The 20,873-nt window shown below is 70.9% G+C and carries 17 protein-coding genes; 9 read left to right on the forward strand and 8 right to left on the reverse strand.

The genetic code is table 11. The features are described 5' to 3' along the window. Positions 1–73: 73 nt before the first annotated feature. From clpB to dnaK, 5 genes are read right to left on the reverse strand one after another with little or no spacing between them, the layout of a single operon-like run. Positions 74–2,653, reverse strand: a complete 2,580-nt coding sequence (clpB, locus tag ACIBHY_RS23335; RefSeq protein ID WP_397247554.1) for an ATP-dependent chaperone ClpB — start codon at positions 2,651–2,653, stop codon at positions 74–76. Between the two features lie 6 nt (positions 2,654–2,659). Then, positions 2,660–3,010: a heat shock protein transcriptional repressor HspR gene (locus ACIBHY_RS23340; protein WP_184958700.1), complete on the reverse strand. Its 351-nt coding sequence runs from the start codon at positions 3,008–3,010 to the stop codon at positions 2,660–2,662. A 4-nt stretch (positions 3,011–3,014) separates the two neighbouring features. Then, positions 3,015–4,205: a molecular chaperone DnaJ gene (gene dnaJ, locus ACIBHY_RS23345; RefSeq protein WP_397247556.1), complete on the reverse strand. Its 1,191-nt coding sequence runs from the start codon at positions 4,203–4,205 to the stop codon at positions 3,015–3,017. A 15-nt stretch (positions 4,206–4,220) separates the two neighbouring features. Then, positions 4,221–4,853, reverse strand: a complete 633-nt coding sequence (gene grpE, locus ACIBHY_RS23350) for a nucleotide exchange factor GrpE (RefSeq protein WP_397247558.1) — start codon at positions 4,851–4,853, stop codon at positions 4,221–4,223. Beyond that, on the reverse strand, positions 4,853–6,724 hold the full coding sequence (gene dnaK / locus ACIBHY_RS23355) for a molecular chaperone DnaK (protein ID WP_397307693.1): 1,872 nt from the start codon (positions 6,722–6,724) through the stop codon (positions 4,853–4,855). Before dnaK ends, grpE begins: the two co-directional genes overlap by 1 nt. A gap of 144 nt (positions 6,725–6,868) precedes the next feature. On the opposite strand from dnaK, the gene ACIBHY_RS23360 reads away from it, so the two are divergent. Together ACIBHY_RS23360 and ACIBHY_RS23365 are read left to right on the forward strand one after the other, a co-directional pair. Continuing rightward, a complete protein-coding gene (locus tag ACIBHY_RS23360; protein WP_397247562.1) occupies positions 6,869–7,405 on the forward strand; it encodes an RNA polymerase sigma factor in 537 nt (178 codons plus the stop codon). Next, positions 7,389–8,399 carry a hypothetical protein gene (locus ACIBHY_RS23365; protein WP_397307694.1) on the forward strand — a complete coding sequence of 337 codons (1,011 nt, stop codon included), beginning with the start codon at positions 7,389–7,391 and terminating at the stop codon, positions 8,397–8,399. The genes ACIBHY_RS23360 and ACIBHY_RS23365 overlap by 17 nt, the downstream gene beginning before the upstream one ends. A 4-nt stretch (positions 8,400–8,403) precedes the next feature. Here ACIBHY_RS23365 and ACIBHY_RS23370 read toward each other — a convergent pair whose 3' ends face one another. Then, positions 8,404–9,225 carry an SDR family oxidoreductase gene (locus ACIBHY_RS23370; RefSeq protein WP_397247566.1) on the reverse strand — a complete coding sequence of 274 codons (822 nt, stop codon included), beginning with the start codon at positions 9,223–9,225 and terminating at the stop codon, positions 8,404–8,406. Positions 9,226–9,312: 87 nt separating this feature from the next. Here ACIBHY_RS23370 and ACIBHY_RS23375 point away from each other — a divergent pair, with 87 nt between their 5' ends. After that, positions 9,313–9,789 carry a MarR family winged helix-turn-helix transcriptional regulator gene (locus ACIBHY_RS23375; protein ID WP_397307695.1) on the forward strand — a complete coding sequence of 159 codons (477 nt, stop codon included), beginning with the start codon at positions 9,313–9,315 and terminating at the stop codon, positions 9,787–9,789. Here the strand turns inward: ACIBHY_RS23375 and ACIBHY_RS23380 are convergent. Both ACIBHY_RS23380 and ACIBHY_RS23385 read right to left on the reverse strand, forming a co-directional pair. Beyond that, positions 9,782–13,531, reverse strand: a complete 3,750-nt coding sequence (locus tag ACIBHY_RS23380) for a LamG-like jellyroll fold domain-containing protein (RefSeq protein WP_397307696.1) — start codon at positions 13,529–13,531, stop codon at positions 9,782–9,784. The genes ACIBHY_RS23375 and ACIBHY_RS23380 overlap by 8 nt on opposite strands. 118 nt (positions 13,532–13,649) lie before the next feature. Continuing rightward, positions 13,650–13,997 (reverse strand): hypothetical protein, encoded by a 348-nt coding sequence (locus ACIBHY_RS23385; protein ID WP_397247572.1) that lies wholly within the window; start codon positions 13,995–13,997, stop codon positions 13,650–13,652. Between the two features lie 165 nt (positions 13,998–14,162). Here ACIBHY_RS23385 and ACIBHY_RS23390 point away from each other — a divergent pair, with 165 nt between their 5' ends. Genes ACIBHY_RS23390 through ACIBHY_RS23415 form a run of 6 tightly spaced genes read left to right on the forward strand, consistent with a single transcriptional unit; the run spans position 14,163 to position 20,670 of the window. Next, the gene (locus ACIBHY_RS23390) at positions 14,163–15,044 is read left to right on the forward strand and encodes a proline dehydrogenase family protein (protein ID WP_397247574.1); all 882 of its coding nucleotides are present in this window, start codon (positions 14,163–14,165) and stop codon (positions 15,042–15,044) included. A gap of 55 nt (positions 15,045–15,099) precedes the next feature. Further along, entirely contained in the window at positions 15,100–15,894 is a 795-nt protein-coding gene (gene proC / locus ACIBHY_RS23395) for a pyrroline-5-carboxylate reductase (protein WP_397247576.1), read from the forward strand. 53 nt (positions 15,895–15,947) lie between these two features. Continuing rightward, complete coding sequence (locus ACIBHY_RS23400; protein ID WP_397247578.1) at positions 15,948–17,153, forward strand: MFS transporter; 1,206 nt, start codon at positions 15,948–15,950, stop codon at positions 17,151–17,153. Positions 17,154–17,186: 33 nt separating this feature from the next. Next, positions 17,187–18,536, forward strand: coding sequence for an efflux RND transporter periplasmic adaptor subunit (locus ACIBHY_RS23405; RefSeq protein WP_397307697.1), 1,350 nt, complete (start codon positions 17,187–17,189; stop codon positions 18,534–18,536). Then, entirely contained in the window at positions 18,533–19,489 is a 957-nt protein-coding gene (locus ACIBHY_RS23410; RefSeq protein WP_397307698.1) for an ABC transporter ATP-binding protein, read from the forward strand. Before ACIBHY_RS23405 ends, ACIBHY_RS23410 begins: the two co-directional genes overlap by 4 nt. Next, entirely contained in the window at positions 19,486–20,670 is a 1,185-nt protein-coding gene (locus ACIBHY_RS23415; protein ID WP_379611388.1) for an ABC transporter permease, read from the forward strand. The genes ACIBHY_RS23410 and ACIBHY_RS23415 overlap by 4 nt, the downstream gene beginning before the upstream one ends. Positions 20,671–20,873: the final 203 nt, after the last annotated feature.

The raw sequence follows: 20,873 nt of genomic DNA on the forward strand, positions 1-20,873 counted from the left end.
ACAGGGAGGGGTGCTTGCCCGAAGGGTGGGCCAGACCTTACCCGGCCGCCCCGGCCGGAGATCGCCTTTGACCTCAGGCGGCGCGCTCCACGGTGAGCTCGTCGTCGCCCAGGTCCACCCGGACCGTGTCGCCGTCGACGACCGCCCCGGCCAGCACCTCCTTGGCCAGCTTGTCGCCGATCGCCGACTGCACCAGCCGCCGCAGCGGCCGGGCGCCGTACATGGGGTCGTAGCCGGTGAGCGTGAGCCACTCGCGGGCCGCCGCGGTGACGTCGAGCGTGATGCGCCGGTCGGCCAGGCGGTGGGCCAGCCGGTCGATCTGCAGGTCGACGATCCGGCCCAGCTCTTCCGAGCCGAGCGCGTCGAACAGGATCACGTCGTCGAGCCGGTTGAGGAACTCCGGCTTGAACGCGTTGCGCACCGCGCCCATCACCGCATCGCGCTTGGCGCCGTTCTCCAGCTTGGGATCGACGAGGAACTGCGAGCCCATGTTGGAGGTCAGGATGAGGATCGCGTTGCGGAAGTCGACCGTGCGCCCCTGCCCGTCGGTCAGCCGGCCGTCGTCGAGCACCTGCAGGAGGATGTCGAAGACCTCGGGGTGCGCCTTCTCGACCTCGTCGAGCAGCACCACGGTGTACGGCCGCCGCCGTACCGCCTCGGTGAGCTGCCCGCCCTCCTCGTAGCCGACGTATCCAGGAGGCGCGCCGACCAGCCGGGCCACGCTGTGCTTCTCGGAGTACTCGCTCATGTCGATCCGGGTCATGGCCCGTTCGTCGTCGAACAGGAACTCCGCCAGCGCCTTGGCCAGTTCGGTCTTGCCGACGCCCGTCGGGCCCAGGAACATGAACGATCCCGTGGGCCGGTCGGGGTCGGAGATGCCGGCGCGGCTGCGCCGTACGGCGTCGGAGACGGCCTGGACGGCCTGGGACTGTCCGATGAGGCGGCGGCCGAGCTCCTCCTCCATGCGCAGCAGCTTGGCGGTCTCGGCCTCCAGCAGGCGTCCGGCGGGGATGCCGGTCCAGGAGGAGATGACCTCGGCGATGTCGTCGGCGCCGACGTCCTCCTTGACCATCGGCTGGGACTCGGCCTCCTGGGCGGCGGCGCCGGCGATCTCCAGCTCCTTCTCCAGGCGCGGGACCTCGTCGTAGAGCAGCTTGGAGGCCTCGGCGTAGTTGCCGTCGCGCTGGAAGCGCTCGGCGGTGCTGCGGGCCTCGTCGAGCTGCTTCTTCAGGTCGCCCAGCTTGTTGAGCCCGGCCTTCTCCCGCTCCCAGCGGCCGACCAGGGCGTTGAGCTCCTCCTGGCGGTCGGCCAGCTCCTTGCGCAGGCGCTCCAGGCGCTGCTGGCTGGCCTCGTCGGTTTCCTTGGAGAGGGCGAGCTCCTCCATCTTCATGCGGTCGACGTTGCGCTGGAGCTGGTCGATCTCGACGGGCCGCGAGTCGATCTCCATGCGGAGCCGGGAGGCGGCCTCGTCGACCAGGTCGATGGCCTTGTCGGGCAGGAAGCGGTTGGTGATGTAGCGGTCGGACAGCGCGGCGGCGGCGACCAGCGCGCTGTCGGCGATCACGACCTGGTGGTGCGCCTCGTAGCGGCCCTTCAGGCCGCGCAGGATCGCGATGGTGTCCTCGACGGTCGGCTCGCCGACGTAGACCTGCTGGAAACGCCGCTCCAGCGCCGGGTCCTTCTCGATGCGCTCGCGGTACTCGTCGAGCGTGGTCGCGCCGATCATCCGCAGCTCGCCGCGGGCCAGCATCGGCTTGAGCATGTTGCCCGCGTCCATGGCGCCCTCGGCGGCCCCGGCGCCGACGACCGTGTGGAGTTCGTCGATGAAGGTGATGACCTGCCCGTCGCTCTCCTTGATCTCGGAGAGCACGGCCTTGAGCCGCTCCTCGAACTCGCCCCGGTACTTGGCCCCGGCGACCATCGCGCCCAGGTCGAGCGAGATCAGCCTCTTGTTGCGCAGCGACTCGGGCACGTCACCGGCCACGATGCGCTGGGCCAGCCCCTCGACGACGGCGGTCTTGCCCACGCCGGGCTCGCCGATCAGGACCGGGTTGTTCTTGGTACGCCGCGAGAGCACCTGGACGACGCGCCGGATCTCCGAGTCGCGGCCGATGACCGGGTCGAGCTTGCCGCTGCGGGCCCGCTCGGTCAGGTCGACGCCGTACTTCTCCAGCGCCTTGTAGGTGTCTTCCGGAGTCTCGCTGGTGACGCGGGCGTTGCCGCGTACCTTCTCGAAGGCGTCGAGCAGCGCCTCGGGCGTGGCGCCCTGAGCCTTGAGCAGGCCGGCGGCCTGGCCGCCGTCGGCGGCGAGCGCGACGAGCAGGTGCTCGGTGGAGACGTACTCGTCCTCCAGCCGCTTGGCGCGCTGCGCGGCCGTGTTGATCACGGTGAGCAGTTGGCGCGAGCTCGACGGCGCCGACACCGTGGCGCCCTGCGCCTTCGGCAGCGCCGCGAGCAGTTCCTCCGACTTCGCGCGGATCGCCTTCCAGTCGGCTCCGACGGCCTCCAGCAGAGGTACGGCGGTGCCGCCCGTCTGGGCCAGCAGCGTGGTCAGCAGGTGGGCCGGGGCGATCTCCGGATTGCCCTCGGCGGCGGCACGCCGCATGGCCCCCGACAGCGCCTCCTGGCTCTTCTGGGTGAGCTTGTAGTCCATGTGTTCTTACGCCCCCGGTGGCAGCTCGTAGCGGATCAACGCCCTCACCATCTGCATCTCGGCCCTGAGCCGGTGAACCTCCTCACGCAGCCGCAGGGCCTCGTTCTCCAGCTCGAGAATGCGCTTGATCCCGGCGAGGTTGATGCCCTCTTCCTGGGACAGGCGCTGGACCTCGCGGAGCATGATGATGTCGCGCGTGGAGTAGAGGCGGCCGCGTCCGGCCGTGCGGCCGGGGCTGACCAGTCCGAGCCGGTCGTACTGCCTCAGCGTCTGCGGGTGCAGTCCCGAGAGCTGCGCGGCCACCGAGATGACGTAGACGGGGGTGTCGTCGGACAGGTCGAAATAGTTGGCGTCCATCGGCTTACTCGCTTCTGGCTCGCTGGATGAGTTCGGCGCGCGGGTCGTCGCCCGCGGTGGCCGTGCTGAACTCCGTCAGCAGGTCGCGCGACTTCTCATCGAGCGTCTCCGGCACGAGCACGTCGACGCTGGCGAGCAGGTCGCCCTTGGTGCCGTCCTTGCGGGTGACGCCGCGGCCCCGGACGCGGAAGGTGCGCCCGTTGGGAGTACCCGCGGGGATACGCAGCGTGACCGGCAGGCCCTTGAGGATCGGGACCTTGATCTCGGCGCCCAGGGCGGCCTCGGTGAAGGTCACGGGCACCGTGATGGTCAGGTTGTCGCCGGTCCGGCCGAAGACGGCGTGCGGCTTCACGTGGGTGACGATGTAGAGGTCGCCCGCGGGCCCGCCGTTCTCGCCCGGCGCGCCCTTGGCCTTGAGCTTGACCCGCTGGCCGTCGCCCACTCCCGCGGGGATGCGCGCCTGGATCGTGCGGGTGCTCTTGGCCCGCCCGCTGCCGTCGCAGTCGGGGCAGGGGTCGTCGACGATCAGACCACGGCCCTTGCAGTCACGGCAGGGCTCGGAGAAGGCGAAGTTGCCCAGGTTGCGGCTGGCCGCGCCGGTGCCCTCACAGGTCGGGCAGACGCGCGGCGTGGTGCCGGCCTTGGCGCCGGTGCCGGTGCACGACTTGCACGCGGCCGAACTGGTCAGCCGGAGCGAGACCGTGCTGCCCTCCACCGCCTCGGTGAAGGTCAGTGTGACCTCGGACTCGATGTCCTGCCCGCGCCGCGGCCTGGTCGTGCCGCCGGTACGGCCGGTGCCGGCGCCACCCCGGTTGAACAGCCCGCCGAACAGGTCGCCGAGCCGCTCGCCCGCGCCGCCACCGCTGCCGCCGCTCTGCTGGCCGGCGGTGCCGCCGAACAGGTCGCCGAGGTCGAACGGGAAACCGCCACCGCCGGGACGCTGGCCGCCGACGCCGGACCCGAACAGCGTCCGGGCCTCGTCGTACTCCTTGCGGCGCTTGGTGTCCGACAGGATGTCGTTGGCTTCGGAGATCTCCTTGAACTTGGCCTCTTTGACGGAGTCACCCTGGTTGGTGTCGGGGTGATACTGCCGGGCCAGCTTCCGGTAAGCCTTCTTGATCTCGTCTGCGGTGGCGGTCTTGGGCACACCAAGGACGGCGTAGTAGTCCTTCTCCAGGTAGTCCTTGGTGCTCATCGATGGCCCTTCGTCTTAGTTTTCGTCGTTGTCGTCGTCAGCCGGCGAGTCGTCCGGCTCCGCCACGGCCACTCGCGCCGGGCGCAGCACCCGCTCTCCGAGGCGGTACCCGGACTGCAGCACCTCGATGGCGGTGGGTTCGGACACTTCCGACGAGTAGCTGTGCATCAGCGCCTCGTGGATGGTCGGGTCGAAGGGGTCGCCCTTCTGCCCGAACGAGCTGAGCCCCAGCTTGGTGACGGCCGCTTCGAGCGACTCGGCCACCTTCGCGAAGCCGCCGGTGAGCTCGCCGTGGTCGCGGGCCCTGCCGATGTCGTCGAGGACCGGCAGGAATTCGGCGAGAATCCCGGCCATGGCCTGCTCGCGGACCGCGACGCGGTCGCGCTCGACCCGGCGGCGGTAGTTGGTGTACTCCGCCTGGAGCCGCTGGAGATCGGCGGTGCGCTCCGCCAGCAGGATGGTGTCGGAGCCGGGTGCGCCGCTGGTGTTCGACTCGCCGCCGCCGTTGGCGGAGCCCGCGCCGGGCGCGGGGGTCGTGCCCGCGCCGGCGGCGTCCTGGGAGTCGGACCCGGCGCTCTGGCGCGCCTGGCCCGTCTCGGGGTCGATCTTGCGGTTGTCGCGGATCACCGGCTCGTCTGCCCCCGGCATCACTTGTCCTTCTTCGGCTGGTCGTCGTCGACGATCTCGGCCTCGACCACGTCGTCGTCGTCGCTCTTGTCCTGCTCGGGGCCGGGAGTGGCGTCCTGCGGAGCGCCCTCGCCGCCCTGCTGCTGGTTCTGGGCGTAGATCGCCGAGCCCATCTTCTGGCTGACGGTCGCCAGCTTCTCGGCGTTCGTGCGGATGACGTCGGTGTCGGTGCCCTCAAGAGCCTTCTTCAGCTCGGTGAGCGCCTCGTTCACCTCGGTCTTGATCTCGCCGGGAACCTTGTCGTCGTTCTCGCGCAGGAACTTCTCCGTCTGGTAGGCCAGACCGTCCGCGTTGTTGCGGACCTCGGCCTCCTCGCGGCGCTGCTTGTCCTCTTCGGCGTAGGACTCGGCCTCGCGCATCATGCGCTCGATGTCGTCCTTCGGCAGCGCGGAGCCGCCGGTGATCGTCATCGTCTGCTCCTTGCCGGTGCCGAGGTCCTTGGCGGAGACGTTGACGATGCCGTTGGCGTCGATGTCGAAGGTGACCTCGATCTGCGGGATGCCGCGCGGCGCCGGGGCGATGCCGGTCAGGTCGAAGGTGGCCAGCTTCTTGTTGTAGGAAGCGATCTCACGCTCGCCCTGGTACACCTGGATCTGCACCGACGGCTGGTTGTCCTCGGCCGTGGTGAAGACCTCGGAGCGCTTGGTCGGGATCGTGGTGTTGCGCTCGATGATCTTGGTGAAGATGCCGCCCTTGGTCTCGATGCCCAGCGACAGCGGGGTCACGTCGAGCAGCAGGACGTCCTTGACCTCACCCTTGAGCACACCGGCCTGCAGGGCGGCGCCGATGGCGACGACCTCGTCCGGGTTCACGCCCTTGTTGGGCTCCTTGCCGCCGGTCAGCTCCTTGACGAGCTCGGAGACGGCGGGCATGCGGGTCGAACCACCGACGAGCACCACGTGGGCGATGTCGGCGACCTTGATGCCGGCGTCCTTGATGACCTGGTGGAACGGGCCCTTGGTCCGCTCGAGCAGGTCGGCGGTGAGCCGCTGGAACTCGCTGCGGGTGAGCTTCTCGTCGAGGTGCAGGGGCCCCTCGGAGGAAGCGGTGATGTAGGGCAGGTTGATGTTCGTCTCGGACTGGCTGGACAGCTCGATCTTCGCCTTCTCCGCGGCCTCGCGGAGACGCTGGAGAGCCATCTTGTCCTTGGCCAGGTCGACGCCGTGGGCGTTCTGGAAGCGCTTGACGAGCTCGTCGACGACGCGCTGGTCCCAGTCGTCGCCACCGAGGTGGTTGTCACCGGAGGTGGCCTTCACCTCGACGAAGCCGTGGCCGTCCTCCTGGCCGACGTCGAGCAGGGACACGTCGAACGTGCCGCCGCCGAGGTCGAAGACGAGGATGGTCTGGTCCTGGTCCTTGTCGAGCCCGTAGGCCAGAGCGGCCGCGGTCGGCTCGTTGATGATGCGCAGGACGTTGAGGCCCGCGACGGTGCCGGCCTCCTTGGTCGCCTGACGCTGGGCGTCGTTGAAGTACGCCGGGACGGTGACCACCGCGTCGGTGATCTTCTCGCCCAGGTACGCCTCGGCGTCCTGCTTGAGCTTCTGCAGCACGAACGCGCTGATCTGCTGGGGGGAGAACTTCTTGCCGTCGATCTCCTGGGACCAGTCGGTGCCCATCTCCCGCTTGACGGAGCGGATGGTCCGGTCCACGTTGGTGACGGCCTGTCGCTTGGCGACCTCGCCGACCAGGACTTCGCCGTTCTTCGCAAAGGCGACCACGGACGGCGTGGTCCGCGAGCCCTGCGCGTTGGCGATGACGGTGGGCTCACCGCCCTCGAGGATCGAGACGACAGAGTTGGTCGTCCCCAGGTCGATACCTACCGCACGTGCCATGAGTACGTCCTTGTAGTCAAAGTTGAGTCCGATGGGCTCAACTTACGAAGCCGAGTGGCCTTTGTCAAACGAGTTGAGCCTACCCGACTCAACCCCGATGAGCGTGAAAGCATTCCGCGGCATCGGGCAAGAACGGGTGTGATCGTGCACAACACGCGTAACGGGGCAGATCCGCTGGGGGTTCCACCCGATCTCTTCGACCGATATTTCGGTGAGATCCACCGCTACATCGCCCGCCGCCTGACCGAGGACGTCGCCGACGATCTGGCCGCGGACGTCTTCGTGGCCGCGCTGCGCGGCGGCTACGACCCGGCGGCGGGTCAGGTCAGGCCCTGGCTGTACGGCATCGCCACCAACCTGGTCGCTCGGCACCGCCGTACCGAGAGCAGGAGGTGGAAGGCGCTGGCCCGCGCGGCCGAGCGCGACTGGGACGACCGGGAGGACGCCGTCCTCGACCGGATCGACGCCGCGCGCTTCACCGGGCCGCTCGCGGGGGCGCTGGCCGGGCTGAAGCGGCGCGACCGCGACGTGGTGCTGCTGGTCGCGCTGGCCGGGCTGAGCCACGCCGAGGTGGCCGCGGCTCTGGACATCCCCTACGGAACCGTCGCGTCCCGGCTCAACCGGGCGCGCAAGCAACTGCGCGAGGCGCTCAAGGAGGAGTTCGGTGGAGTCGATGGATGAGCTGGAGCTGCTCGCACGTGCCCTGCCCGACGCCCGGCCGCCGTCGGACGAGGTCGTGGCGAGAGGGCGCGCCAAGGCGGCGGCCGCGCGGACCCGGCCGCGGCCGGGCCGGCTCACCTCGCGAGGGAGCCTGGCACGGAGAAACTGGGTACCGAGGAACTGGGCGCCGAGGAACTGGGCACGGAGGAGCTGGGCATGGGCCGCAGTGGCGACGGCGGCGGTCGTGGCGGTGGTCGTCGCGCTGGCCGCGAACCTCGCGCCGGCGCCCGCCCCGGTGCTGACCCCGGCGCCTTCTCCGAAGCCGGGGCCGAACCAGGCCATGCTCGACCTCGCCGCGCGGATCGAGAAGCTGCATGAGCCGCCACGACGGTACTGGCGGACGTCACGGACGGCCGACGACAAGACGCGGACCGAGAACTGGCTGCCGCGGTCGGCCGGTGATCAGGTCATGCTGTGGCGGGTGGCCGGCGGCAAGTGCGTGTGGGGTTTCAGCGGCGACTGGGGCGGCAGGTACGGCGACAGGTCCGTCGCGGACTTCACCATGGCCGACCTCGCGGCGCTGCCCGCGGAGACCGGGGCTCTGGAGCGGAAGTTCCGGGAGTACAACCGGATCTGGAACGAGCGGGGTTTCCGCGAATCCTTCGCGGAGTTCGCCCCCGTGCTCGGCAACATGTTGTACATGCCGATCAGTCCCCAGGTGCGGGCGGGGGTGCTGCGCGTGCTGGCCGGGCAGCCCGGCACCCGCGCGCACGGCGTCGCGCGCGATCCGCTCGGCCGCGAGGGCCTGGTCGTGGACCTGGGCGGGGAGGGCGGGACCTTCAACGACGTGCCCGTCAAGTACCGCCTCTTCATCAGCCTCCACAACGGCGCCTGGCAGGCCAATGTCGCCTACGCCGTCAAGGGCGGCCGGATCGTCTCGTACGACGCGACCCTCGTGAGCGGCTGGACGGACCTCCCTCCGCGGATGCCGAAGGGCTGTCCGCGCAAGGGCTGAGCCGTCAGCGCTCGAAGTCGGCGGCGTGGGCGCGGGCCCAGGACTCGAAGGTACGGGCGGGGCGGCCGGTCAGGTCCTCGACGGCCGTGGTCAGGGACGCGGGCACGCCGTCGCACGACTGCCACCAGTCGAGCAGCGCGTCGGCATAGGCGCCCCGCACGTACTGGGCCACCTCGGCCTTCCACTCCTCGCGGGTGACGGGCTTGACGCCGATCTCGCGGCCGAGCGCGCGTCCGAGGATCTCGAGCTGCTCGGCGAAGGTGATCGACCGCGGCCCGGTCAGCGTGTACGCCCGGCCGCCCAGCCCGGGATCGGCCAGCACCGCGGCGGCGCAGGCGGCCACGTCGTCCTCATGGATCGCGTCGCTGTGCGCGCCGGGGTACGGCAGGCTGACCGGCTCGCCGGACTTGACGGCCCACGACCATGCCGTCGCGTTGCCGGCGAACGCTCCCGGGCGCAGCAGCGTGGCCGGGATCGGGGAGCGGAGCAGCGCGTTCTCGGCGTCGAGGTGGGAGACGGCCAGGGGGTTGCCGGCCGGGTCGTCGGTGAGCACCGAGGAGGAGGAGAGCAGCACGATGTGCCGCACTCCGGCCTTGGCGGCCTCGGCGGCGAAGGCGTCGGCGTGGGACGGCTCGGCGTAGAGGAAGACGGAGCTCACGCCGTCCAGCGCGGCGGGGAAGGTGCCCGGATCGGTGAGGTCGCAGCGGATGGTCCGGGCGTCGTCCGGCGCGCTGGAGGCCGCGCGGACCGGTAGGCCGCGTTCGCGCAGCATCGGGATGAGGGCGCGGGCGACGGCGCCGCGGCTTCCGGTGACGAGGGTGGTCATGCTGGGGTTGTCCCTTCAGGACGATAAAATGAAGGCGTCACGCAAATATTGCGTGACGCACATAAGTTAGCCGAGTGGAGGCGCACGATGTCAAACCGCGCGGAGTTGTTCGACGTCCTCGTCGCCGAGAGCCAGCGGCACTACGCGGCGTATGTGCTGTTCAACCAGGCGCTGGCCGACAGCCTCGGCATTCACCCCACGGACCTGCAGTGCCTCGGGCTGCTCGACCTGGAGCCCGGTCCGGTGACCACGGGCAGGGTCGCGGCGCTCACGGGACTGACGCATGGGTCGGCCACCCGGCTGGTCGACCGCCTGGAGAAGGCCGGGCTGGTCGTACGGCAGGCCGACGAGCAGGACCGCAGGCGCACGCTCGTCGCGCCGGCCCCCGCGGCGAGGGAACGGATCGGGGCGGCCTGGACCGAGCCCGGCACGGACTTCGGCCAGGCGCTCACCGGCTACTCCGGGAGCGAGCTGGAAGTGATCATCGACTACCTGCGCCGCACCGCTGAGGTGGGGCGCAGGCAGGCCGAGCGGCTGACGGCCGGCAAGCGGTCCGTCAGGTGATGGGGGTGTTCATGTCGGTGGTGAGCTGGGCCGGGGTCAGGGCCCTGTTGTAGATGCGCACCTCGTCGATGAGGCCGTTGAAGTGCTCGCCCCAGACGGCGTTGCCGCCGATGCGCAGCACGCCGTTGTCGGTCCTGATGTTCCCCGACGCGGTGACGGAACTCACCTCCGCTCCGTTGACGTAGAGCTTGAGGTTGGCGCCGTCGTAGGTGGCGGCGACGTGCGTCCAGGTGTTGAGGGGCAGGGAGGTGGTGCCGTACAGGCCGCGTTCCGAGGTGGTGTGGATGGTGCTGTGGGCGCGGTCGTTGAGGTCGAGGGTGTACGCGAGGTCGTTGCCGAACTGCTTCATCACGATCGTGCGCCAGCCGGTGCCGACCGCCGGCCTGACCCACGCCTCCACGGTCATGCCGCCGGTCAGGCGCAGGCTGGGGGAGTCCGCGACCGTGACCCAGCTGCCGGTGCCGTTGAACGACAGGGCGTTGCCGTACCTGCCGGTGGTCGTCCAGGACGTGGCGGTGGAGGCGCCGTTGTTGCCGCTGCCCGAGGAGTCGGCGACGGTGACGCCGGTGCCCTCGTTCATGGCGTAGGCCGCCACCAGGCCCTGGCCGGTCGGTGGCGCGGTCACGGCCGCGCTCACCTCGCCGGACGAGGCGCTGGTGTTGGGGACGGCGTCGAAGGCGCGCACGCGGTAGTAGTACGTGCCCGCCGCCAGGCCCGAGTCGGTGAACGACGTGGACGGCGTGGACCCGACCTGGTTCGCCCCGGACGGGGTGAAGTCGGGCGTCGCCGAGCGGTGGATCGTGTAGCCCTCGACGCCCACGTTGTCGGTGGAGGCGGTCCACGACAGGGAGGCGAAGCCGGCGCCGCCGGTGGCCGCCGGGGAGCCGGGGGCGCTCGGCGCTTGGGTGTCGGGCGGTTGGGGGGTGCCGATCGGGGTGTTCATGTCGGCGGTGAGCTGGGCGGGCGTCAGGGCTCTGTTGTAGATGCGCACCTCGTCGATGAGGCCGTTGAAGTACTCGCCCCAGACGGCGTTGCCGCCGATGCGCAGCACGCCGTTGTCGGTCCTGATATTTCCTGATGCGGCCACTGAGCTGGTTTCCGTGCCGTTGACGTAGAGCTTGAGGTTGGCGCCGTCGTAGGTGGCGGCGACGTGCGTCCAGGTGTTGAGGGGCAGGGAGGTGGTGCCGTACAGGCCGCGTTCCGAGGTGGTGTGGATGGTGCTGTGGGCGCGGTCGTTGAGGTCGAGGGAGTAGGCGAGGTCGTTGCCGAACTGCTTCATGGCGATGGTGCGCCAGCCGGTCGTGGTGGCCGGGCGGATCCAGGCTTCCAACGTCAGGCCGCCGGTCAGGCGCAGGCTGGGCGAGTCGGCGACGGTGACCCAGCTGGAGGTGCCGTTGAACGACAGGGCCTTGCCGTACTTGCCGGTCTGGGCCCAGGTGGTCGCGGTCGTGGTCCCGTTGTTGCCCGAGGGTGAGGCGTCGCCGACGGCGGTGCCGGTGCCCTCGTTCATCGAGTACGCCGCCACGAGACCCGGCTGGCTCGTCACGGTCTCATAGGTCGCGGTGTAGGTGGCCGCGCTCGCCGGGGCGGTGATGTTGTGGGCCGCGGCGCCGCCGTCCGACCAGGAGACGAAGCCCTGGTCGCCCTGGGGAGAAGGCGCGGACAGGCCGACGCTCGAACCGACGATCACCGTCCGGGTGAACGGCGCGACCGTCTGTTCGGCGTTGAAGCCGAGCAGGAGGCCGGGCGGGTTCGTCTGGAAGGTCAGGTTCACTGTCTTGGGCTGCAGCAGCACGCTCTTGGTGTCGGTCAGGCCGTGCGCGTCGGTGACGGTGAGCTTGAGCTCCAGGTGCGACGGGTACTCGTGGTCGGGTGCCTGGAAGGAGCCGGACGCGCCGGTGAACGTGGTGATCTCGTGCTCGTGGCAGCCCCCCGGGCAGTGGTGCATGATCAGCGCCCAGTGCATGCGCGAGCCGGGGATCGTGCCGTCCTGCGCGTCGGTGCCGGTGCCGGAGAACCCGATCGACTCGCCCACCGCCCAGGTCGTCGCGGCGGTCGGGGTGGTGATCGCCGCCGTGGGCGCCGTGTTGCTGACGTTGATCGTCACGGTGGCGTCGCCCTGGCCGCCCCTGCCGTCGCTGACGCGCAGCCGTACCGTGTGGGAGCCCGGCTGGGTGTAGGTGCGCGAGGGGGTGGCGGAGGTGGAGTCGTCGAGCTCGCCGTCGCCGTCGAGGTCCCAGGCGTAGGTGAGCGAGTCGCCGTCGGGGTCGGCCGAGCCGGTGCCGGAGAAGTTGACCGCGAGCGGGGCCTCTCCCGAGGTCGCGCTGGCCGTGATCGCGGCCGTCGGCGGGTTGTTGTTGTACAGGTAGCGCACGACCGTGCCGGCGTTGTAGTCCACCGCGAACAGGTCGCCGTTCGGCCCCGTCTCCAGCTCGACCGAGCCGACACCGGAGTCGAACGTCGTGATCGTCGCGGGGTCGGGCAGCCCGTTGGCGCCCTTGGTCATCACCCAGACGCACGAGCGGCTGTAGTCGGAGAAGAACAGCGCGCCGTCATAGGCCGGCGGGTACGGCCCGCCCGGGTAGAACGCCACCCCGCTGGCCGAGGAGTTGCCGCTGGGGCAGGGGTCGTTGGGCGCCGGCCGGGTGCTGTGGTTCCAGCCGAAGTACGGCGCGGCGTGCGCGGACGGGCCGGCCGCGTAGTAGTTCTCGCACAGGGTCAGGTTGAGCGCGTCGTAGCCGCCCTGCCGGTTGGCGCCCTCGTAGCAGGGCCAGCCGAAGTTCGTCACGCCCGCGGTCGGGGAGGCGACGCGGTTGATCTCCTCCCACGTGGTCCAGCCGACCTCGCCCAGCCACATCTCCGCGGTGCCCGGCCGGTTGGTCAGGCGGAACGGGTTGCGCAGGCCGTTGGCGACGATCCTGGCGGTGTTCTGGTCGGCGCTGCCGGCGTTCGGGTTGCCCGCGGCGGCGGCGCCGGTGTCGGGGTTGACGCGGATCATCGTGCCGTCGAGGCCGCTCGGGTCGCCGCTGGTGCGCACGTCCTGGGAGCGCAGCGCGCCGCCCTCGGCCGACGGGGGCGACAGGGCGGTGCCGACCGAGTTGGGCGGGTCTCCGCAGGGGTTGTCCGGGGTGATGTCGGAGCTGGGCAGGTTGTCCTGGCCGTAGTCGGCGAAGTTGAAGCTGGCGCCGTCGCCGCCGGTCGCGTACAGCATGCCGTCGGGGCCGAACTGCAGGTCGCCGGTCGAGTGGCTGGGGTGCTGCTGGCACCAGTCGGTGATCAGCGGCGTCTCCGCGCCGGCCGGCGAGATGACGGAGAGGCGGCCGGTGATCAGGCAGCCGTCGCCGGTGGGGCCGGGCGGGCTGGGGCAGGGGTCGTCGGTGGCGCCGGCCGTACCCCAGCGTGGAGCGTTCCCGCCGGGGACCGCGTCGCGGGCGTACAGGACGTACAGCCGGGGGTCGGCGGGGAAGTTCGGGTGGAGCGCCATCCCGAGCAGGCCGCGGTCCCAGAAGTTGTGCACCTGGGTGCGCAGGTCCGCGTAGACGGTGGGGGTGGTGTCGGTGAGGGAGTCGAAGACCTTGATGATCCCGCTCTTCTCGGCCACGAAGACGCGGCCGTCGGCGGCGAACTCGATGTTCGACGGGCGCGTCAGGCCGCTGAAGACGACCTGTTTCTGGAACTGCGCCGGCAGGGCCTGCGCGGGCGGCGCGACCAAGGCGACCATGCCGGCGGCGAGTAAGAGCACAGAGGTGAGCGCGCGTAAGAGCCGTGTCAAGAGAACCCCCCAGTGACCGTTTGTCTTGATCTACGCAAGAAATCGCAGGGAAGTCACTGGGGATGTCCTCATCTGGACATATCCCGAACTATCGGAGTTTGGCGCCGTCGACGATCTTCCTCTTGCCCAGGGGCGCCTTGAGCTTGACGGTCGTCGTCTTCTGGATGGCGATCATGATGCAGGCGACGTCCTTGGCCTTCCTCGGCGTGCCCTCGTAGAGCGTGATGGTGACCTTGCCCCGGGTCTCCTTCACCTTCACCCGGGCGAGCACCGTGCACGGAGCCACGCCCGACTCCCAGGTGAGCCTGACCTTGCGGCCCCTGTCGAAGGACTTGGCCTTGGCGAAGGGAACCTTCCTCGTGTTGATCGTGTCGGCGACCGGCTTGACCGGCTCCGGGCCCTTGGCCGGGGCCCGCTCCACGGGCGCCGAACTCACCGGGGCGGCTTTCGTACCGCTGGGGGCCGCCGTCTGGGGCGGCGCAGCCGTTCCGCAACTCGTTACCAGAACCAGGCATCCAGCCAGGAGGATTGTCCGCATAACCTTTCGACGGATCCCGCGTCGTGCGGGTTCATCCGCGGCCCGGAAGTTAGGGTGAGGGACGTGCTTCGTCAGGCCCTCATCGCCGTCTCCAAGAGCGAACGCGCCGAGCGCGTCGTCTCCTCCTCGCCGCTGACCAGGGATCTGGTCAGGCGCTACGTCGCCGACGACATCGGCGCCGTCGTCACCGAGCTGACCGACCGGCGGCTGCTGGTCACCGTCGACCACCTCGGGGAGGAGGTGCGCGACCGGGCGCAGGCCGACGGCGCCGTACGCGCCTACCTCGCCGTGCTCGACCGGCTGCCGCCCGGCGCCGACGTCTCCGTCAAGCTCACCGCGCTCGGCCTGCGCCTGTCCGAGCAACTCGCGCTCGACAACGCCGCGACGATCTGCGACGCCGTGGCGGGCAGGGGGATCACGCTCACGCTCGACGCCGAGGAGCACGACACCATCGCCGGGCTGGAGTCGGTCCACGCCACGCTGCGCAAGGAACATCCCGGCGTCGGCATCGTCGTGCAGGCGTACCTGCTCGACGCCGCCGAGCGCTGCGCCCGCCTCGACGGCGCGCGCGTACGCCTGTGCAAGGGCGCCTACACCGCGCCGGGCGCCTACACCTCCGCGCGCGAGATCGACCGCTCGTTCGTGCGCTGCCTCAAGATCCTCATGGCCGGGAGCGGCTATCCGATGGTCGCCACGCACGACCCGCGCCTCATCGAGATCGCCTCCGCGCTCGCCGTGCTCAACGGCCGCGACGCGACCGCCTTCGAGTTCCAGATGCTGTACGGCGTGCGTCCCGCCGAGCAGGAGCGGCTGGCCGGAGTCGGCGCCCAGGTCCGCGTGTACGTGCCCTACGGCGCCGACTGGTACCCCTACCTGATGCGCCGCCTGGCGGAACGGCCCGCGAACCTCGCCTTCTTCGCCCGTTCCCTGCTCTCCAGAAAGTAGCCGCGGCCCGCCCGGTAGGCTGCGGGCCAGCGTCTACACCTGCGAGGAACCTGACATGATCGCGATTCTGGGCACGGGCAAGATGGGCGAGGCCCTGTTGTCGGGGTTGCTGCGTGCCGGGTTCAAGCCGGGCGACATCGTGGCCACCGCGCGCCGGTCGGAGCGTTCCCAGGCGTTGCGCGAGACCTACGGCGTACAGACGGTCGCCAACCCCGAGGCCGCCAAGATGGCCGGCACCATCATCCTGGCCGTCAAGCCGCAGGACATGGCGGCCCTCCTCGCCGAGATCGCCCCCTACGTGGCCGCCGACCGCCTGGTCATCTCGGCCGCCGCCGGCATCACGACCTCCTTCGTCGAGGAGCGGCTGGGCGTGGACGTGCCGGTGGTGCGGGTCATGTCCAACACGCCGATCCGCTTCGACGAGGCGATGAGCGTCATCTCGGCCGGCGCCCACGCGGGCGAGGAGCATCTGCGCCGCACCGAGGACCTGCTCAAGCCCGTCGGCAAGGTCCTGCGCATCCCCGAGTCGCAGCAGGACGCCGCCACCGCCCTTTCCGGCAGCGGGCCCGCGTACTTCTTCTACCTGGTCGAAGCCATGGTGGACGCCGGCATCCTGCTCGGCATGCCCAGGGCCGCCGCCCTCGACATGGTCACCCAGTCGATCGTCGGCGCCGCCATCATGCTGCGCGACTCCGGTGAGCACCCGGTCATCCTGCGCGAGGCGGTCACCAGCCCCGGCGGCACCACCATCGCGGCGATCGCCGAACTGGAGCGCCACAGCGTGCGCGCCGCCTTCCTGGCCGCCATCGAGGCCGCCCGCGACCGGGGGCGCGAACTCGCCTCCGGCTGAGGGCGCACCCCCACCAACAGGAAACTTTCCTGTGTGGGGCAGGATGGGCGCCCATGTGGACCCGGGACTTCCGTCTCTTCTTCGTGGCCAGGACGGTCTCCATGGCCGGATTCGCCATGATGCCCGTGGCCACCGCCCTGGGCATGCGGCAGGCCGGCCACGGGGCCACCGGCGTGGGGCTGGCGCTGGCCGCCACGTCGGCGCCGATGGTCGCGCTGATCCTGTTCGGCGGCGTCCTGATGGACCGTTTCACACCTCGCCGGATGATGATCGGCGCCGACGTCGCCAGGATCGCCACCCAGGCGACCACCGCGGTCCTGTTCATGACCGGCAAACCCGCGCTGTGGCAGATCCTCGTCCTGTCCGCCGTCAACGGCGTCGCCACCGCCATGTACAGCCCCGGCGTCGCCGGAACCATCCCCAGGATCACCGCCGACATCCAGAAGGCCAACGCCTCACTCCGCGTCTCCGAGTCGATCATGATGCTGGCCGGGCCCGGCCTGGCCGGCGCGCTGGTCGGGCTGGCCGGCGTCGGCACCGTGTTCGCGCTGGACGCCGCCGGGTTCGCCGCCAGCGCCGTCTGCCTGCTTCTGATGCGCGTCCGGGTGACCCGCGCCGAAGCCGCCCGGCCGATGCTCCACCAGCTCAGGGAGGGCTGGCAGGAGTTCCGCTCTCGCACCTGGATGTGGAGCGTCATCCTGATGTGGATGATCTTCGGCATCACCCTGTTCGGCCCGCTCATCCCGCTCGGCTCCGAACTCATCACCGGCGCGTACGGCGAGGCCGCCTACGGCCTGGTCCTGTCCGCCGGCGGCGCGGGCACCATCGTCGGCGGCCTGGTCGCCATGCGGGTGCGCCCCGCCCGCCCGCTGGCCGCGGGCGCGACCGGCATGCTCCTGTTCGCCCTCGAACCGCTCACCATCGCCCTCGGCGCCCCGCTTCCCGTGATGATGGCCGGGCACCTGCTCGGCGGCGCCGCATGGGGCCTGTGGTCGGTCATGTGGGCGACCAGCATTCAGACCAACATCCCCGGCGAGGCGCTCAACCGGGTCAGCGCCTACGAGATCGGCGGCTCGGTCATGGCCATGCCCATCGGCAACGCCATCGCCGGGCCGGTCGCGGGCTTCGTGGGGGCGGAGAGCGTGCTCGGGTTCTCGGCCGTGATCGCGGTGTCGGGGTGTCTGGCGCTGCTGGCCGTACCGGCTGTCCGGGGGGTACGGCTGGCGGCCCCCCGGCCGGTCGAGGCCGACGCCGTGTGAGGGGCGCGTGACCCTCTCTTTACGATGGGCCGGGTGACGATCCGTCGCGGAATTCCCCCGCTGCTCGTCCTTCTCGCCCTGACCGGCTGTTCGGCTGACGCGCCGCCCGCCGTACAGCTCGCGGAAGTCAAGCGCGCGCCCGTCACCGAGGTCGTCGAGGCCCCGGCCACGATCGGCGCGCGCGCCACCGCCACCCTGCGCTCACCCGCGCAGGGCACCGTCGCCAAGCTGTACGTCAGCGACGGCGACCACGTGAAGAAGGGCCAGATCCTGGCCAAGATCCGCTCCCCGCAGGCCGAGGACCAGCTCAAGCAGGCCAGGAAGGCCGCCAAACCGGCCCGTACGCCGTCGATCGGGACGCCGCGGATCCAGCTCGCCGCCTTCGACACCTCCGCCCTCGACCGCAAGGTCGGCGCGCACTTCACCAAGGCCGCCCGCGAGGCCAGGAAGATCGACGACCCGCGGGCGCGCACGCAGGTGCTGGCGGCGGTGAGCCTGGCGCGCACCCAGTACCAGGCCCAGTCGAAGGCGCTGGCCGGCATCACCGCGCAACTCGGACGGACCATCTCCCAAGTGCTCGCGCAGACCGCCGGCGGGCTCAGCGCTTCGATGTCCTCGCTGCAGGCGGCCTCGCTGACCCAGGCCAAGGTCGCGGTGAAGGCCGCCGAGGGGACCGTCAAGGCGCTCACGATCAAGGCCCCGTTCGCGGGCGTCGTCACGCTCGGCCGCGCCTCGGGCCAGAGCGGCGCCGGAACCCCGGGCCTGAGCGGCCTGCTCAGCCAGCTGCCCGGCGGCGGGCAACCACTCCCGAACCTGCCCTCCAACGGCGCCGGTACCGCCGTCGCCACCGGGGTACCCGTCTCGGCCGGCGACTCGATCATCACCGTCACGGACATCTCCAAGCTCACGATCTCCGCCGACATCGACGAGACCGACATCCTCCTCGTGAAGGAGGACGCCAAGGCCGAGGTCGAACTCGACGCCGTCCCCGGCGCCACCTACACCGCCGGAGTCGCCGGGATCGGCGTCACCCCCATGCAGTCCAGCACCGGCGGCGTCAGCTACCCCGTACGCCTCAGCCTGGGCGCCGGAACCTTCGACGACGGCACCAAGGCGCCCGCCCCCAAACCGGGCATGAGCGCCGTGGCCCGCCTGATCGTCCGCGAGTCGCCCGAGGCCGTCTCGGTGCCCGCCGCGGCGATCGTCAGCAGCGGGCGGGAGAGCGTCGTGTGGGCCGCCGCCGGCGGCGTGGCGCAGCGGCGCGTGGTCAAGCTCGGCGCGCAGGGGGAGGCGGTGGTCGAGGTACTGAGCGGGCTGTCGGTGGGGGAGCGCGTGGTGGTGAAGGGCGCTGATTCCGTACGGCAGGGCCAGCAACTGCCATGACCCCCACCGACCCGGCGCTGGAGGCCGTCGACCTCACGCGGCGCTACCAGCTCGAAGGCGTGTCCGTCGAGGCGCTGCGGGGCGTCACGCTCCGGATCGACCAGGGGGAGTTCGCCGCCATCATCGGCCCGTCGGGCTCCGGCAAGTCGACGCTCATGCACCTGCTCGGCTGCCTCGACCGTCCGTCGTCCGGGCAACTGCGCGTGAACGGCGTGGAGATGTCCGGCCTGTCCGACACCGAACTGGCCGAGCTGCGCAACCGGACCATCGGCTTCGTCTTCCAGTCGTTCCACCTGCTGGCCAGGACGTCGGCGTTGGAGAACGTGGCGCTGCCGCTGGTGTACCGGGGCCTGGGCAAGGCGGAGCGGCGCGACCGCGCGCGGGCCGCGCTGGAGGCCGTCGGCCTGGCGCACCGCCTCGACCACCGCCCGTCCCAGATGTCCGGCGGCGAACAGCAGCGGGTCGCGATCGCCAGAGCCCTGGTCGGCGAGCCCAAGGTACTGCTGGCCGACGAGCCCACCGGCAACCTCGACACCCGCAACGGGGCCGAGGTCATGGCCATGCTCGACCGCCTGAACGCCGACAGCGGAGTCGCCATCGTCCTGGTCACCCACGAACCCGAGATCGCCGCCCACGCCCGCCGCCAGATCCACGTCCGGGACGGCCTCATAGAACTCGACACCGACCACCTCCCCGAGACCACCCACCCCGGGGTTGACCACCCCTCCGAGCACGCTCACCCCTCCGGGGGCGGCCACCTCTCCGGGCCGGACCACCCCTCCGAGCGCGGCCACCCCACCGGGGGCGACCACCCCTTCAGGGGCGGCGATCCTGAGAGCGGTCACCCCGAGGGTGAGCAGTCCGAGGGCGACCGCTCCGGGGGTGGCGCGTCGTCCGGGACGCGGGCCCACGGGTTCGGTTCCGGGGACCGTTCGCGGGAGGAGGGCCGGTGAGGGGGCGTGAGGCGTTCGGGATGGCGCTGGAGGCGCTGCGGGTCAACCGGATGCGCAGCCTGCTGACCATGCTCGGCGTGATCATCGGTGTGCTGTCGGTCGTGATCCTCGTCTCGGTGGGCACCGGCGCGAAGGACACCGTCGAGCGGGAGATCTCCGGCCTGGGCAGCAACATCATCCTGATCGTCCCCGGCCGCCTGAACGTCGGCGCCGCCCCCACCCAGAGCCGGTTGGACCTGACCGACGTGGCGTACGTGCGCCGCGTGGTGGGGGATCCGGGCAAGGTGACCGTGTCCCTGCAGTCCGGCGAGACGGTACGCGTGGGCAGGGCCGAGGTGTTCTCCACCATCGTCGGCACCGACGAGAACCTGCCCAAGATCTTCGCCCGCCCCCTGGACAAAGGCCGCTACCTCAGCGAAACCGACGTCGACACCCGCCGCCGCGTCACGGTCCTGGGCTCAGAGGTGGCGAACAAGCTCTTCGGCGACATCGACCCGATCGGCCGCCAGGTCTCGATCTCCGGCGCCCGCTTCCGGGTGGTGGGCGTGTACGCCCAGCTGGGTTCCGCCTTCGGAGTGGCCAGAGACCAGGAAATCCACATGCCGGTCACCACGGCGCAGCGCCTGCTCGGCATCCCCCGCATCAACGGCATGGCGGTCGGCGCCGGCGGCCCGGACGAAATCGAGCCGCTCCAGCAGAAGGTCGTGGACGCGCTGGTGGACCGCTACCCCGGAGAACACTTCTCGGCGGTGACGCAGACCCAGCTCCTGGGCACCATCGGCACCGTGATCAGCATGCTCACCGGCGTACTGGCGGCCATCGCCGGCATCTCACTCCTGGTCGGCGGGGTGGGCGTGTCCAACATCATGCTGGTCAGCGTCAGGGAACGCACCCGGGAGATCGGCCTCCGCAAAGCGCTGGGCGCCCGCCAGGGTGACATCCTGCGCCAGTTCCTGATCGAAGCCGTCCTCCTGACCACGATCGGCGGCCTGATCGGCATCGCCCTGGGTGTGGGCGGCGCCCTGGCCATCGCCACCTTCACCCCTGTCCCGGCCTCCATAACCTGGTGGTCGGTGGCATTGGCCTTCGGCGTCTCGGCCGCGGTGGGCGTCTTCTTCGGAGTGGCCCCGGCCCGGCGAGCCGGCAAACTCGACCCCGTCGTAGCCCTCCGCGCCGAGTAACCACCCACCCCCGGGGAGCCCGCCCCACCACCCCCGAGGGCCTGCCCCACACCATCCCCCGGGGCCCGACCCACACCCCCCGGGGCCTGCCCCACACCACCTCCCGGGGGCCCGCCCCACGCTGAGACCCGCCCTCGCACCCGCAGGTGCCCTCACACCGCAGGCCCCTCCGCTCGCCCTACCCGCGCTGGCCTCGCCGCGCG

The sequence above is a fragment of the Nonomuraea sp. NPDC050547 genome (assembly GCF_044457345.1).
GTDB lineage: Bacteria > Actinomycetota > Actinomycetes > Streptosporangiales > Streptosporangiaceae > Nonomuraea.